The sequence below is a fragment of the Ornithinimicrobium panacihumi genome (assembly GCF_052073805.1).
Lineage (GTDB): Bacteria > Actinomycetota > Actinomycetes > Actinomycetales > Dermatophilaceae > Ornithinicoccus > Ornithinicoccus panacihumi.
Genome location: NZ_JBQGWG010000021.1, coordinates 1 through 14,287 on the forward strand (window position 1 = coordinate 1; position 14,287 = coordinate 14,287).

16 protein-coding genes and 1 other annotated feature are annotated in these 14,287 nt (G+C 72.3%); of the genes, 15 read left to right on the forward strand and 1 reads right to left on the reverse strand.

Features of this window, described 5'->3' with window-relative positions:
* Positions 1 to 54: 54 nt before the first annotated feature.
* The 14 genes from ACTMMA_RS14935 to ACTMMA_RS15000 all read left to right on the forward strand — a co-directional run bounded on the left by ACTMMA_RS14935 (position 55) and on the right by ACTMMA_RS15000 (position 12,484).
* Positions 55 to 1,337 (forward strand): IS3 family transposase gene (locus tag ACTMMA_RS14935; RefSeq protein WP_441189664.1). Its coding sequence is split into 2 segments (ribosomal slippage): positions 55 to 328 and positions 328 to 1,337, totalling 1,284 coding nucleotides; the frame shifts between segments, so codons are not numbered across the junction.
* Positions 324 to 458: a sequence feature (AL1L pseudoknot), on the forward strand. Its footprint overlaps the gene before it by 135 nt.
* Before the next feature lie 68 nt (positions 1,338 to 1,405).
* The gene (locus ACTMMA_RS14940; protein WP_441190919.1) at positions 1,406 to 1,726 is read left to right on the forward strand and encodes a hypothetical protein; all 321 of its coding nucleotides are present in this window, start codon (positions 1,406 to 1,408) and stop codon (positions 1,724 to 1,726) included.
* Positions 1,727 to 1,944: 218 nt separating this feature from the next.
* Positions 1,945 to 2,496: an SAF domain-containing protein gene (locus ACTMMA_RS14945; RefSeq protein ID WP_441190920.1), complete on the forward strand. Its 552-nt coding sequence runs from the start codon at positions 1,945 to 1,947 to the stop codon at positions 2,494 to 2,496.
* A 1-nt stretch (position 2,497) separates the two neighbouring features.
* Positions 2,498 to 3,292: a CpaE/TadZ family protein gene (locus ACTMMA_RS14950; protein ID WP_441190921.1), complete on the forward strand. Its 795-nt coding sequence runs from the start codon at positions 2,498 to 2,500 to the stop codon at positions 3,290 to 3,292.
* Positions 3,289 to 4,908 carry a TadA family conjugal transfer-associated ATPase gene (locus tag ACTMMA_RS14955; RefSeq protein ID WP_441190922.1) on the forward strand — a complete coding sequence of 540 codons (1,620 nt, stop codon included), beginning with the start codon at positions 3,289 to 3,291 and terminating at the stop codon, positions 4,906 to 4,908. The genes ACTMMA_RS14950 and ACTMMA_RS14955 overlap by 4 nt, the downstream gene beginning before the upstream one ends.
* Positions 4,905 to 5,762, forward strand: a complete 858-nt coding sequence (locus tag ACTMMA_RS14960; RefSeq protein ID WP_441190923.1) for a type II secretion system F family protein — start codon at positions 4,905 to 4,907, stop codon at positions 5,760 to 5,762. The genes ACTMMA_RS14955 and ACTMMA_RS14960 overlap by 4 nt, the downstream gene beginning before the upstream one ends.
* On the forward strand, positions 5,759 to 6,679 hold the full coding sequence (locus tag ACTMMA_RS14965; RefSeq protein ID WP_441190924.1) for a type II secretion system F family protein: 921 nt from the start codon (positions 5,759 to 5,761) through the stop codon (positions 6,677 to 6,679). The genes ACTMMA_RS14960 and ACTMMA_RS14965 overlap by 4 nt, the downstream gene beginning before the upstream one ends.
* A gap of 82 nt (positions 6,680 to 6,761) precedes the next feature.
* On the forward strand, positions 6,762 to 6,962 hold the full coding sequence (locus ACTMMA_RS14970; RefSeq protein WP_441190925.1) for a hypothetical protein: 201 nt from the start codon (positions 6,762 to 6,764) through the stop codon (positions 6,960 to 6,962).
* Between the two features lie 80 nt (positions 6,963 to 7,042).
* Positions 7,043 to 7,444, forward strand: coding sequence for a TadE/TadG family type IV pilus assembly protein (locus ACTMMA_RS14975; protein WP_441190926.1), 402 nt, complete (start codon positions 7,043 to 7,045; stop codon positions 7,442 to 7,444).
* 221 nt (positions 7,445 to 7,665) lie between these two features.
* The gene (locus tag ACTMMA_RS14980; protein ID WP_441190927.1) at positions 7,666 to 8,094 is read left to right on the forward strand and encodes a hypothetical protein; all 429 of its coding nucleotides are present in this window, start codon (positions 7,666 to 7,668) and stop codon (positions 8,092 to 8,094) included.
* A complete protein-coding gene (locus tag ACTMMA_RS14985) occupies positions 8,066 to 8,248 on the forward strand; it encodes a hypothetical protein (protein ID WP_441190928.1) in 183 nt (60 codons plus the stop codon). The genes ACTMMA_RS14980 and ACTMMA_RS14985 overlap by 29 nt, the downstream gene beginning before the upstream one ends.
* Positions 8,245 to 8,685 carry a TadE/TadG family type IV pilus assembly protein gene (locus tag ACTMMA_RS14990; protein ID WP_441190929.1) on the forward strand — a complete coding sequence of 147 codons (441 nt, stop codon included), beginning with the start codon at positions 8,245 to 8,247 and terminating at the stop codon, positions 8,683 to 8,685. Before ACTMMA_RS14985 ends, ACTMMA_RS14990 begins: the two co-directional genes overlap by 4 nt.
* Positions 8,686 to 8,690: 5 nt before the next feature.
* Positions 8,691 to 9,137 carry a pilus assembly protein gene (locus ACTMMA_RS14995; protein ID WP_441190930.1) on the forward strand — a complete coding sequence of 149 codons (447 nt, stop codon included), beginning with the start codon at positions 8,691 to 8,693 and terminating at the stop codon, positions 9,135 to 9,137.
* On the forward strand, positions 9,134 to 12,484 hold the full coding sequence (locus tag ACTMMA_RS15000; protein WP_441190931.1) for a LysM peptidoglycan-binding domain-containing protein: 3,351 nt from the start codon (positions 9,134 to 9,136) through the stop codon (positions 12,482 to 12,484). The genes ACTMMA_RS14995 and ACTMMA_RS15000 overlap by 4 nt, the downstream gene beginning before the upstream one ends.
* A gap of 378 nt (positions 12,485 to 12,862) precedes the next feature.
* Here ACTMMA_RS15000 and ACTMMA_RS15005 read toward each other — a convergent pair whose 3' ends face one another.
* Positions 12,863 to 13,045: a hypothetical protein gene (locus ACTMMA_RS15005; protein ID WP_441190932.1), complete on the reverse strand. Its 183-nt coding sequence runs from the start codon at positions 13,043 to 13,045 to the stop codon at positions 12,863 to 12,865.
* 522 nt (positions 13,046 to 13,567) lie between these two features.
* On the opposite strand from ACTMMA_RS15005, the gene ACTMMA_RS15010 reads away from it, so the two are divergent.
* Positions 13,568 to 14,287, forward strand: a complete 720-nt coding sequence (locus ACTMMA_RS15010; protein ID WP_441190933.1) for a hypothetical protein — start codon at positions 13,568 to 13,570, stop codon at positions 14,285 to 14,287.

The following is a 14,287-nucleotide window of genomic DNA, read 5'->3' on the forward strand; positions in this document are numbered from 1 at the left end:
TGAAGCGCCCCAGGTTTGATGCCGCTTCCTTTCGAGTCCGGAAGGATGCATGTCATGCCGAAGAAGATCGATCCCGAGCTGAAGGCTCGGGCTGTGCGGTTGGTGCTGGAGCACCGCAACGAGTACCCGACGATGACCGCGGCCGTGCTGGCGGTCTCCCGGCAGGAAGGAGTGGGCAAGGAATCGTTGCGGCGGTGGGTCGCCCAGGCCGAGATCGATGCCGGCGACCGGCCAGGGACCACCACGGCCGAGCAGGCGGAGATCAAGAAGCTGAAGGCCGAGAACCGGCGGCTGCGTGAGGACGTGGCCATCCTGAAGGCGGCCACGAGTTTCTTCGTGGGGGAGCTCGACCCCCGGAACCGATGATCATGGCGTTCATCGACGCCCAGCGCGCCCAGGGGCACGCGGTCGAGTCGATCTGCCGGGTCCTGCGCGAGCAGGGCCTGCAGGTCGCCGCGCGCACCTACCGGGCCTGGAAGAACAACTCCCGCCAGCCCTCGGCCCGCACGCACACCGATGCTCTGGTGATGGACCTGGTGCGCGACCTGGCCTGGACCACCAACACCCGCACCGGCGCCCGTCAGCTAGCCCCGGAAGGGCTGTACGGGCGACGCAAGATGACCGCGCTGGTCCGCCGCAGCGGCCTGCCCGACGCCTCGGCCGGGGCGGTCGACCGGGCGATGCGCGCCCTGGGCCTGTCCGGCCTCCGCCGCGACAAGGGCATCCGGACCACGATCCCCACCAAGGACGGGCGGCGCGCTGGCGACCTGTTGGATCGCGACTTCACCGCCACCTGCCCGAACCAGACCTGGGTGATGGACTTCACCTACGTCCGGGCCTGGACCGGGTGGGTGTACGTCGCGTTCGTCCTGGACGTCTTCGCCCAGCGGATCGTGGCCTGGCACGCTGCCACGACCAAGGAGGTCGACCTGGTGATGACCCCGCTGCGGATGGCGATCTGGCAGCGTGACCACGACGGGCACCCCGTCGCACCCGGCCTGATCTGCCACGCGGACGCCGGGTCGCAGTACACCTCGCTGCGATTCACCGAGCACCTGGCCCTGGAAGGCCTGCGACCCTCCATCGGCTCGGTCGGTGATGCGTTCGACAACGCCTTGATGGAGAGCGCCATCGGCCTGTACAAGACCGAGTGCATCCGCACCACCGTCTTCTGCGACGGGCCCTACAAGACCATCGCGGACGTCGAGTACGCCACCGCTGCCTGGGTCGACTGGTACAACCAGCGACGCCTCCACGGCAGCCTTGGCATGATGTCCCCAGTGGAGTACGAGAACGCCCACTACGCGACCCTCAACCGAGAGCCGCAACCCGTATAGGAGCGGCACAGAACCTGGGGCGCTTCATACCGACCTGGATGTGGGCAGAGACCCCTTCGGCAAACACCGTGGGGCCCATAACGCAGTCGGCCTCCGCAGGCGGCTACACCGTCACGGCGACCGGCCGCGTCGAGCGGTTCGTGTGGGACATGGGGGACGGGACCACCGTGGTCTGCACCACCCCAGGCACCCCGTACGAGGACCGCTTCGGTGACATGGACAGCCCGGACTGCGGGCACCGGTACACCGAACAGGGGCACCACCCGGTCTCGGCCACCTCGTACTGGGTCATCACCTGGGCAGGCATGGGCCAGTCAGGAACTATCGAGATGGACCTGGTCCGGGACGGGCAGATCGTGATGGGGGAGGCCCAGGTGCTGAGCCAGTAGGGCAGGAACGTTCGGGGAGGGGCCTCGAGCGGCGAAGCAAAGATCGGGGAGAGACGCCAATGGCGAAGAAGTTCGACACCACGGATGGCCCAGGCGGGGCCGTCGGGTCCTTGCCGCCTAACACCACACCGCCCAAAGCCGAGCCGACCGCGGTTGCGGCGCCGCCGAAGCTGCGCCGCCGGCCGTTGCTGGCCCTGGCAGGACTTGGGCTGGTGGTGATGGGGGCACTGCTGGCGGTGTGGGTGTACCTGTCCAACACCGATGCCACGAGTGCGGTGGCGGTGCGGGACACGGTGATGCGGGGGGAGACGATCAGCGCAGCGGACCTGCTGACGGTCCAGGTGACCCCGGACCCGGCCCTGGCGCTGGTGCCGGCCGCCGATCTGGACTCCTTCGTCGGCCAGCGTGCCGTCCGCGACTTGTCCGCCGGGGCGCTGCTGACCCCCGATGCGGCCGCCGAGCAGGTCGTGCCCGGGGCTGGTGAGTCCGTGGTGGGTCTGGCGCTGACGTCCGGGCTGATGCCCGGGGAACCCTTGATGGTGGGGGACCGGGTGCGGGTGGTGGCCATACCCGGCCAGGCCGGGGACCCGGCGGCGTTCGAGTCCGCGGACACCGTGTTCGGGGCCGAGGTGGTCGGCGTGGCTGCTTCGGTGGATTCGCCGCAGACGGTGGTGTCGGTCCTGGTCCCTGAACGGGACGCGGCACGGATCGCGCAGTGGGCCTCCGCGGGGCGGGCAGCGTTGGTGCTGGACAGCCGGGAGGGCGACTGAGATGGCGGTCATCACGCTGACGTCGGCCTCCGGTTCTCCGGGGGTGACGACGACCGCCCTGGGGTGGGCGCTGTCCCGTGGACGGCCCACCGTGCTGGTGGACGCCGACCCCACCGGCGGTGCGTCCATGCTGGCCGGGTACCTACGCGGACAGATGGTGCCCCCGGACGCGCTGCTGGAGCTGTGGAGGGCCCAGCAGCAGGGCCGGCTGCGGTCGGCGCTGCCGTCGCTGACCATGTCCCTGCCCGACTCCCAGGTGGGGCTTCTGCCCGGCACCCGCTCGCACGCCCAGGCGCGGGGGCTGGTCGGCCTGTGGGAGCCATTGCTGGCGGCGCTGAAGGCGTTGGAGGGCACGGGGCAGGACGTCATCGTCGACGTGGGGCGTCTGGGCCTGGCCGGGTCGCCCACGCCGTTGCTGTACGGGGCGGACCTGGCCCTGGTCGCGTGCCGGGCCGACCTGGTGTCGTTGTCCGCCCTGCGGTCGTGGCTGGCCACCCTGCACACCGAGCTCGAGGAGGTCGGTGGGACGACGTCGCTGGGCGTGGTGCTCATCGGCCCCGGTCGGCCCTACAGCGAGGCCGAGGTCGGCAAGGTCCTGGCCCCGGTGTGCGGCGGCCGGTCCCCGGTCCTGGCGTCCGTGGCCTGGGACCCCAAGGCCGCTGCCGCGTTCTCCGCCGGCGCCCAGGTGCGCCGGCTGGGCTCGAGCAAGCTCGTGGCCAGCCTGCGGAACCTCGACGACGCCGCGCGGAAACGGATCGCGAGCAACACCCACGACCTGAGCGAGGTGCGGGCATGAGCATCGAGAACTACGCCGAGCCGCCCGAGGGGACAGCCAGCTCCGACCCGACCGGACTGCCACTGTTCACCACCCCGCCCACCACGGAGAGCGCCCCCGGATCGTCCCGTGGCCGTCGACGCGGGGGATTCACCCTGAACCAGGGCACGGGCGAACATTCCAGTCCAGCCTCGGCACGTGGTGCTGCCTCCCAGCCCGAGCCGGGTCGGGGCGACAACGTCGTGCCGCTGCAGAACCGGGACGCGGGTCGGGCGGGCCGGCACGGGTGGTCCCAGGACGGCCTGGACTGGGAGCTGGTGGCCAGCCTGCGGCAGCAGACCGCGGACCGCCTGTCACAGGAAGGGACCCCGACCGGGGAGGAGGACAGGGGCGCCCAGCAGGAACGGGGACGGGCGATCATCACCGAACTGCTGGGTCAGGAGGCCACAGAGCGGCTCCGGGCCGGGGAGACCGCCTGGGACGCCGACGTGCAGAACGCCCTGTCTCGGGCGGTGTTCGATGCGGTGTTCGGGCTGGGCCGCCTGCAGCCGCTGGTCGATGACCCGCAGGTGGAGAACATCATGATCTTCGGCCACGACCAGGTCACCGTCGAGCTCACCGGCGGACGACAGGTCATGGCGGCGCCGGTGGCCGACTCCGACCAGGAGCTGGTGGACTTCCTGTCGTTCGTGGCCTCCCGCTCGGAGGTGAACGCCCGCCCGTTCTCCCCCTCCCACCCCGAGCTGCACCTGCGCCTCGACGGTGGTGCCCGGCTCGCGGCGCAGGCGTGGGTGACGCCGCGACCGCAGGTGGTGATCCGCCGCCACCGGTTGACCCAGGTGTCCCTGCAGGACCTGGTCGACCTGGGCGCGTTGACCCCGGTCGCCGCCTCGTTCCTGGCCGCGGTGGTCCGCTCGGGCCGCTCGGTCGTGGTCTCCGGCGCCCAGGGCGCGGGCAAGACCACGATGGTGAGGGCGCTGTGCAACGAGATCCCCAGGTATGAGGTCATCGGCACCTTCGAGACCGAGCACGAGCTGCACCTGCACCAGATGCCCGACCGGCACCCCTACGTCTTCGCCTGGGAGGCCCGGCCCGGGTCCGGCGAGGTCGGCCCCGACGGGTCACGGGCAGGGGAGTACACCCTGGACCAGGCGCTGCACGGCAGCTTCCGGATGAACCTGAACCGGCAGATCGTCGGTGAGGTCCGCGGCCCGGAGGCCGCGGCGATGCTCAAGGCCATGCAGTCGGGATCGGGGTCCATCTCCACCACGCACGCGGCCCACGCGGTCGGTGCGGTGGAGAAGCTGGTCACCTGCGTCATGGAGTCGGGGCAGCACGCGACCCACGACTTCGCCCTGCGTGCGGTCGCCTCCGGTGTCGACGTCGTCGTCCACGTCACCAAAGAGACCCTGCCGGCCGACGACGGGAGCGCGCAGGTGTCCCGTTTCGTCTCCGAGATCATCGCCGTCGCCCTGGGGGAGAAGCAGACCGGGTACGGGGTCACGCACGTGTTCAAGGCCGACCCCGGGTCGCCGACCGCCCGTCCGCACGTCCTGCCGGACGACTACCGAGCCCTGGCCCGGTTCGGCTTCGACCTGGCTGCGTTCGCCCAGGAGCAGGAAGGGACCGGGGTATGAGCACCGTGCTCGTCGCTGTCGCCGGCGCCCTGGTCGCCGGTGGCCTGCTCGCCCTGGGAGCCGGGCTGGCGGCCCGGCCGGTCCCCCCGGCCCGGCCACGGCGGGCCAGCACCCGGCGTGCCCGGCTGAGTCCACGCACCCGGATGCTGGCAGGCGTCGGTCTGGGCATCGGGGCCCTGGTGGCGGTGCTGACCGGGTGGGTGATCGCCCTGGTCATCGCCCCGCTGGCCCTGGCCGGTATCCCGGTGCTGCTGGCCGCGCCCCCCGCGCAGCGGGAGGTGGCGCGGTTGGAGGCGATGGAGGAGTGGGTGCGCACCGTGGCGGGCACCCTGGGCGCAGGGGTCGGGCTGGAGCAGGCGCTGCTGCGCTCCTTGCGCTCCACCCCTGAGCCGATCAAACCGGAGGTGACCCGCCTGGCAGGCCGGTTGCGTGCCCGGTGGGCCACCGAGGACGCGCTGCGGGCCTTCGCCGACGACCTGGACGACCCGACCGGGGACCTGATCGCCGCCAACCTCGCACTGGGGGCCCGCCGCCGCGGCGGCGGCCTGGCCACCGTGCTGGGTGCGCTGGCGCAGTCCGTGGGTGAGGACGTGCGCGCCCGGCGCGAGATCGAGTCCGACCGGGCCAAGCCGCGCGCCAACGCGCGCCTGATCACCGGCATCACCCTGTCGATGCTGGTCTTCCTGTCCCTGTCCGGGAACTACATCGCCCCCTACGGGACCCCCATCGGGCAGGTGCTGCTGGGCACCTTCCTGGCCATGTACGTCGGGATGCTGATCTGGCTGCGCACGATGGCCCGCGGCAAGCCGATGCCGCGCTTCATCGGCACCTCCGTGCGGGAGCGTGCGGCATGACCGCGCTACAGCTGCTGCTGGCCGCCGGCGGGCTCGTCGGCGCCGGGCTGGCCCTGGTGCTGTTCCAGCTGGCCCCGTCCCACCCCGACCTGGGACAGGCGCTGGCCCAGCTCTCCCCGGCCGGTGCCCGGGAGGCCCAGAACGCGGCCCGGGCGCTCACCCAACCCCGAGTCAAGGGCAGCGACGACGTCCGCGACGTGCTGGGTGCCTGGGGTGCCCGGCACCTGCCGGCCAGCCTGTGGGGCAGGGTGGCACCGGCCGACCTGGCCGTGCTGGGGATGACCCCGGCGCGGTTCTACGGCGAGAAGATCCTGTACGCCTTCATCGGCCTGGTCGCCGGCCCGCTCCTGTCTGCCGCGGCCATGTTCTCCTTCTCCTTCCCGGTGTACGTCCCGGTCCTGGCCACGCTGGCCCTGGCGGCGACGCTGTGGTTCATCCCGACCTACAACGTGGTCACCGACGCCCGCGACGCCCGGGTCGAGTTCGCCCGTTTCCTGGGCGCGTTCGTCGACCTGGTCGCTCTGGAGATGGCCTCCGGGTCAGGCCCGCGGCAGGCGATGGAGGCCGCGGCCGCGGTCGGCGACTCCTGGGTGTTTCGTCGGATGCGGGAGGAGCTGGCACGCACCCGCTGGTCGGGGGTCACCCCCTGGGACGCGCTGCGGCACCTGGGCAACGAGATCGACATGCCCGACCTGCACGAGCTGGCCGACATCATGCGCCTGTCCGGTGAGGACGGCGGACGCGTCTACCCCCAGCTGAGAGCCCGCGCGACCAGCATGCGCTCGGCGATCCTGTTCGCGCAACGGACCCGCGCCAACGAGGTCAGCGAACGCATGACCCTGCCGATGACCCTGCTGGGGCTCATCTTCCTGCTCATCCTCATCACCCCCCAGATGCTGCGCATGGTGGGGAGCTGATCGACACGACACGGACCAACCCGAGCCCGGCCCGACACCACACCAACCCAACGAATCCGCACCGGTATGAAGGGGAGAGCCCATGAAGAAGTCCAGCATCAACTACAGCGTCCAAGTCGCGAGCTACCCGCAGCGACTGCGCCAGGAAATCAGTAACCGCGGTGAGCGGGGGTCGTTTTCGGTGGAGGCGGTCGTCATCGCCCTGGGCCTGTTCGCCCTCGCCATGACGATCGTCGCCCTGCTGACCGCCTGGGCCACCGGCAAGCTGGCCGGCCTGAGCTGATGACCCACCGGCTCGCACCTTGGCCCCGGGGAGTGGCGCGTGTTCTGCGTGCCACGCCCCGGGACCGTGGTTCGAGCTCGGTGGAGGTCGTCGTCCTGCTGCCGCTGGTCTTCCTGCTGCTGTTCGGCATGGTGCAGGGCGGCCTGTGGTTCCACGCCCGCGCGGTCGCCCTGGGCGCGGCCACCGAGGGCGCCCGCGTCGCCGCAGCGGAGAGCTCATCGGCCCGCGCCGGGATCTCCGCAGCCACCTCGTTCATCGCCGACGCCGGCACCGGCGTCGTGCTCAACCCCGCCGTCACAGGGTCGCGGTCGGCCACCACCGCGACAGTGACCGTCACCGGGCAGGCGCAGAGCCTCATCCCCTTCCTGAACCCCTCGGTCGTCCAGTCCGCGAGCTTCCCGACCGAGAGGATCACCGGAAGCTCTCGTGGGTTCGGCATCTCGGAAGGCTGGTACGCCGGGCACTTCGCGGGTGGATGGTGAGCGTGGGTATGCAACCAAGCCTGGGTTCGCCGACTGGCAGCTGCCCAGGCCTCCGCGGAGTTGTCCGAGGTCGACCCGCACGTGGGCACGTTGAGCAGGAGGGATGGTCGCGACAGCAGGGCGCAGGTCGTTGGCGGAACGGCCGGGCTCAGTGGCATGGACAGGATGCGCGAACACCTCACCACCGAACTAACGAGCCCGATGCCAGGAGGATCAGAGGGATGAGCGTTTGGGACCTCTTCGCGTACATCGTGTTTGGTCTGGTCTTGTGCCTGGCCCTGTTCGGGTTGTGCCTGACTGCTCACCAGGCCGGCGTGTCCGCAGAGCTGCGGTGGCGGCTGCACCGTTGGTGGTGGGACCGCCGCCACGGGCGTGGTTCCTATGACCTCGTCGCCGAAGCGCGCGCTGTCCGACTTCGGGACGCGTGGGTGGTCGAGATGGAGCCCACATGGAATCCCCACAATCCGGGACGTGAGAACTTCGAGCGGTGGGAGAGGATCGTGGAAGCCTGGAACAAGATGGAGCCCACGTGGGAAGGCACCCCTGAGGACGTCGAGCGGTGGGAGCACACCCGGCGCGAAGCGGCCCTGCGCGCAAGCACCCGGGAAGAGGGTGAATGTGATGAGCGTGCGGAACCGCACCGACCGTGACCAGAGTTCAGAAGCCGTGCTGGCTGCGATCGGCATTCCCGCCTTCATGCTCTTCGTGGCCTTCCTGACGGTCGCTGGCCGGCTCCAGCTCGCGATCGCTCATCAGGCAGTGGAGTTGACTGCTGTGCCGGAACCGATGGGGTTAGGGACATGATCCGCGCGCGCAGGGCCGGGTTCGACCGGGGGTCGGTCTCGGTGGAGATGGTGATCCTGGGCCCGGTCCTGCTGTTCTTCGTCCTGGCCGTGTTCTTCGCCGGCCGGTATGCCCTGGCCCAGCAGTCCGTCCAGGCCGCGGCAGCCGAGGCGGCCCGGGCCGCCTCGATCGCCCGGTCAGCCGGGGAGGCGTCCGGTTCCGCGACCGGGGCAGCGTCGGCGTCGTTGGCCAACCAGGACGTGCGCTGCGTCACCCAGTCGGTGTCGGTGGACACCAGCGCCTTCGCGCAGGACCCCGGCACACCCGGGCTGGTCACCGCGACCGTGTCGTGCCAGGTCGACATGTCCGATCTGGCATTCCCAGGAATCCCTGGCAACCGAACCCTGGAGGCCACGATGTCTTCCCCGATCGACACCTACCGCTCGAGGCAGGGGTGAACGCGATGACCACGAACAGGGTGAGGGCTGGCCTGCGGGAGCAGACAGAGCGCGGTTCAGTGGGGGTGTTCGTCATCGTCATCGCGGCCTCGTTCCTGATCATGGTCGGGCTTGCGGTGGACGTCTCCGGGCACCTGCACGCCATGCAGGAGGCCCGCGCGACCGCCCGTGAGGCCGCCCGGGTCGGGGGCCAGCAGGTGCAGACGCCCACCGGGGTCCGTGGTCTGGGGGCGGTGGCCGACCCCGGCCAGGCCGCGGCGGCCGCGCAGGCCTACCTGGCCAGCGCCGGGATCGCCGGCTCGGCGTCCGTGACCGGCCCGGCCAGCATCAGCGTCAATGTCACCTCGGTCTACCCGACCAAGTTCCTGTCGATCGTCGGCGTGCCCAGCCTGAGTGCCACCGGCACGGCGCAGGCACGGATCACCCGGTCCGTGGGAGGAGTGGAGCAATGAGAGTCCGTCAACGCCTTCTCGGCCTGGGCGCACTGGTTGTCCTGGCCGGCATCCTGGTGGGACTGCCTGCGCTGTTGCTGGCCCTGGGCGGGAATCCGCTGCCGGAGACCCTCCCCAGCCTGGAGGAGGTCCGGAACGCCCTGTTGAGCCCCGACGACGGCACCCTGGCCCTGACCGGGGCAAAGCTGCTCGGCTGGGTGGTCTGGGCTGCCCTGAGCCTCAGCATCGTCGTCGAGGCCGTCTCGGCGCTGCGCGGCGTCCGAGCTCCGAGGCTGCCGGCCCTGTCCCTGCCCCAGTCCGGCATGCGACCCCTGGTTGTGGCCGCGCTGGCCCTGTTCATCGCCGCCCCCGGCGGGGTCGTTCCCGCGGCCACGGCGGCCCCCGGCCCGGTCAACGCGCCGGCGGTGGCGGCCACTGCCCCGGTGACGGCCGGGGTCGGCACGGCCCCCGCCCCGGTCACGGCGACTCCTGCAGTGACCACCGAGCAGGAGTCCACGAGACCCTACGTGGTGCGCCCTGGGGACACGCTCTGGTCCATCGCTGCCCAGCACCTGGGGTCCGGGCACGACTACCACCGCATCGTCGACCGCAACCCCGAGCGCCTTGCCGGTGGCGCCGACTGGGTCACCCCCGGCATGGTGCTGCAGCTTCCCGCGACCGGGGCCGGGGCAGGCACCGGCGAGCAGGCCGGCCAGGAGCAGGAGGTGGTCGTCGAGACTGGCGACACCCTCAGCGGCCTGGCCGCCGAGCACCTGGGGCAGGCCGACCGGTGGCCAGAGATCTTCGAGGCCTCCACCGGCACCGTCCAGCCGGACGGGCGACGCCTGAGCGACCCCGACCTGATCTATCCCGGGTGGCGCCTGGACCTGCCCGACATGGCCGGGGGCCAGGAGCAGGAACGGCCGGCGCCGACCACCGCGGGTGCACGGACTACCGCCGACGTCGGCACCGCCCTGGGGGCCCAGCCAGACACCCCTGACGACGCAGCCGAGCCGGAGCAGCCCGCCGTGGCGAGCCCGGCGGGTGGTGCGGCCGCCCGGTCGGGCATCACCCTGGGTGCAGCCGCGGGCGACACGTCGATCGCCGACGCCGCCGCACAGGCCGAGACTGACACCGGTGGAGATGTCGGTCGTGGCGTCGGTGGGGACGCTGCGGGGCATGGCAGAGACGCTGGGGGAGACGGCAGAGACGATGTTGCAGGCGGTGAGGAGGACACCCCTCCGGCGTGGCTGCTGGAGGGGATCGTCGGGTCCGGGGCCCTTCTGGGAGGGGCGCTGTTCCTCGCGCTGATCGTGCGCCACCGTTCCCGGTTCCGGACCCGCCGCCCCGGCCGGGCACTCGCCCCGCCGGACCCGGTCCTGGCCCCCGTGGAGAAGACGATCCAGACCCGCGGCCGGTCGGCGGCTCTCACCCTGGGGCAGCTGGACCAGGCGATGCGCCGCCTCGGTGCGGCCTGCGCCGCGACCGGAACCCCCGTCCCTCCCGTGGCGGCCGTTCAGCTGGCCCGTGACGGCCTGTGGCTGCACTTCCGGCACCCGGCCGACCTGGACGCCCCGTGGCAGGACAGCGGGGACGGGCAGCGCTGGCTCCTGCCCGCCGGCACCGCGGTCGAAGAGATAGGCCCGCTGGAGCAGGACGCTCCGGCACCGTTCCCGCTGCTGGTCTCGATCGGCGCCGGGGACGACGGGTCGGCGTGTCTGCTGAACCTGGAGGACCTGGAGGTGGCCCTGACCGGGCAGACCGAGTACGTGGACGACCTGGCCCGCTACCTGGCCGCGGAGGTCGCGGTGAACCCGTGGTCGGCCGGGGTACGGCTGGACTGCGTCGGCATCGCCTCCGAGGTCGCCCCGATGAACCCGGCCCGGGTGCGCGTCGCGGACGCCGGCGCCGTCGAGGAGCTGGTCGCCGAGGTCGTCGGCGTGATCGACCGGGTGGGGGAGGGCGACGTGCCCACCGCCCGGGTCCGCCAGGACGGTGAGGACACCTGGCCGGCCCGGCTGGTCCTGCTCGCCACCGACATTGCGGCGCCGGCGGCCACCGACCAGCTTCGCCAGCTGCTGGCCCAGCACGCCGGGAGCACGGGCGCCTCCGTGGTCGTCCGAAGTGGCACCCCCACCGCCACCGCGATGCGCATCGAGGCCACCGCCGACGGGCGGGTCCGCATCCCGGCCGCGGGTCTGGACCTGGTCGGTGTCGGCCTGACCGCCGACGAGGCGGCCGGGTGCGCCGCGCTGCTGGCGCAGTCGGACGCCGAACCGGACGTGCCGATGCCAGCCGCCCACCACGGAGAGGGGAACAGCCACGAGGAGGGGTGGCGCGACTGGACCGACCAGGCCGGCGCACTCCGCCCTGAGCACGCGACCAGCCGGGTCACGGTCGAGGAGGAGGAGACGGTGACGCTGCTGCCCGAGGAGGATGAGGTCTACGAGCAGCAGGCGGCCACCACCGCAGGAGACCTTTCGACGTTGGCCCCCCGCGTGGAGCCCGACGTCGCCCGGCAGGTCCTCGACGCCGACCCCACCCTGGACGGCGACCTGGCTGCGTGGTGGGACCCCGACGAGCGCGTCCCCCGGCTCACCCTGCTGGGCCCGGTCAGTGCCAGGACGTGGGGCAGACCGTTGGGCGAGCGCAAGGCCTACGTGACCGAGATGCTGGCCTACCTGGCGCTGCACCCGAACGGGGTCACCACCGGTCAGGTCGCCGACGCGTTCGGGATCAGCGAGGCCAAGGCCCGCGACTACATCGCCCGCTGCCGTGAGTGGCTCGGCACCGACCCGGCCACGGGGCAGCTGCACATCCCGCACGCCGCTGTCGCCCCCGCCGCCCACGCCCGGGGCGTGAACGTCTACCAGGTGCTCGGCCTGCTGGTCGACGTCGACCTGTTCCGTCGCCTCCGTGTCCGCGCGACCGCACGTGGCGGTACGGCGGGGATCGATGACCTCAAGGCTGCGCTGCGTCTGGTCCAGGGGCGCCCCTTCGACCAGCTGCGCCGCGGAGGCTGGGGCTGGCTGGTCGAGGGGGACCGGCTCGACCACCACATGACCTGCGCCGTGGTGGACGTCGCCCACGTAGTCGCCACCCACGACCTGGGGGCGGGGGACCTGGCCGGGGCACGCGCGGCCGCCGAGATCGCCTTCCTCGCCGCCCCGGAGGAGGAGATCCCCACCCTGGACCTGGTCGCGGTCACCGCACGGGAGGGCGACACCGCCGGGGCGGTCCGGCTGCTGCAGGCCGACGTCTGCAACCGCGCCGACGACCCCGACCTGCCCCCGGGCGACCTGCCCGACCGGACCCGGCGGATCCTGGACAGGCACGACTGGCTGCAGGACCGCAGACAGGTCGGCTAGCCCGCGCCCCAGGGACAGCCACGCCCACGCGACTCTCCCGAAGGAGCCACCCCCCTCTCGCGCGGGGTTGCTCCTCCGGTGACCTCGACCTCGCCGCCTGATTGCTGGTAGCCCCCACGTCTGGCCTCCGGCTCGGGGGTGGGTAGGCGTTCCGTCGTCTGGGACAACCAGACCCGGAGAGTCACCGGCGCTACACCGGCAGCCGCTGCCACGTCCCGGGGTGACGCGCCGGCGGCGATCGCCACCCTGGCCCGGGCGACCACGACCTCCCTGGCTTCCTCGAGCTGCTCCCCAGCCTCGACCAGCCGGGCGAGAGCCTGCTCGGCCCGGGCACGGTCCTGCCGCCACGCCTCCACCACGACATGACCCCGTCGGGACTCAGCGTGCCGGTGCGATGGTGGACACGCGACCGCCGGACAGCCGGGCCGCCCGGGCGACGTCCTGGCTGGGGACCCCGGCGCGGACCGCGGCACGGACGGCAGCGTCCCTGGCCTCTCGCGCGGCCTCGTGCTCCTCCGCGGCCCGGGCCAGCCTCGCGGCAGCGTCCTCGACCGCCTCCAACTTGACCCGTTCGTGCCGTGCGGTGGCCCCATGTCCATGCCCGTCAGCATATCCACCGGGCCTCCGGCGCACCCCGACCAAGGATGTCCACCCCGTTAACGCACCGGGTCGCACTCCACGTCCGGCCGGGTCCGCGAGAGGCCGCGGGAGGTCCGGGCGTCGACACGCCCCTGGGCACGCGGTACCGCGCGGCGACCGACGGCCGAACGGGACGGCAACACCGGCGGTCCCCTGTGGGACAACAGGCCAGACATGGTCAAGCGTTCTGACAGGGTCAATGTGGGGGCGTTTGGGGACGCACCCTGACCTGCGGTTCTGTGGCGCCCCTACCTGCCGGGGCGGGCCGGATGTACGTGTTTGGGGGCGGAACCGGGAGCGTTCATTCGCGACCTTCTCCTCGTGAGGACACGAGGAGAGGAGCTCGAGATGAGCCTGGCGAGGCAGCTTGGACTGGAGCAAGCGGACGGGAACCTGCTGGTATCCGCGTGTGCCCGATGGCAGGAGTGGCAGAGGGCCCACCCGGTGCTGGAGGTGTGTGACGCCCTTCCCGAGCTGCCGGGGTGGGTCCGGCAGGCGGGGCCGCAGGAGGCGAACGAGGTCCTGCTGGCCCTGGCTGAGCTCGGGGCGGCCGACGGCGGCGACGACCCGGTCGCGACGGCGGCGTTGCTGTGGCTGCTCCTGCCTGGCGCGGTCGGGGTCGCGCACGCCCTGCGGTCCGTGAGCGATCAGATCGACGAGCTCGTGGCCGGCCAGCTGTGGATCTGCGCCCGGACCGTGAGCTGGGCCAAGGGCGTCGCGGTCGCGGCGACGGTCCTGATGAACACCCGCCGGGAGGTGCTGAACGAGCTGGGCCTGTCGAAGGAGGCGCGGGCCGCCGGCTACGAGGTCCCGACGGCCGACCTGGCCTACCTGTGCGGGCGGTGGTCCTTTGCGACACCGGTCGGCACCGGCACCTCGCAGGACTCCGCAGCCGGCGAGGACGCCGCTCTGCTGCGCGGTCTGCTGGAGGACGCCATCGCCGTCGGCGTGGTGACCGGCGATGACGCCCACCTTCTGCTGCGCCTGGCGCAGGCCGCGGACACCCGGCGCGGTGGCCGGGGGCTCGGGGGCCTGCTGGCCCGTTCCACGTCCACCGACGTGGCCCGGGAGTGGGGCGTGTCCCGGGCGTCGGTGACCCGCCGCGCTGACCGTGCCCTCCGCGCGCTGCGCCAGACCTACGCCCGAGAGGGACGCGCCGCGTGA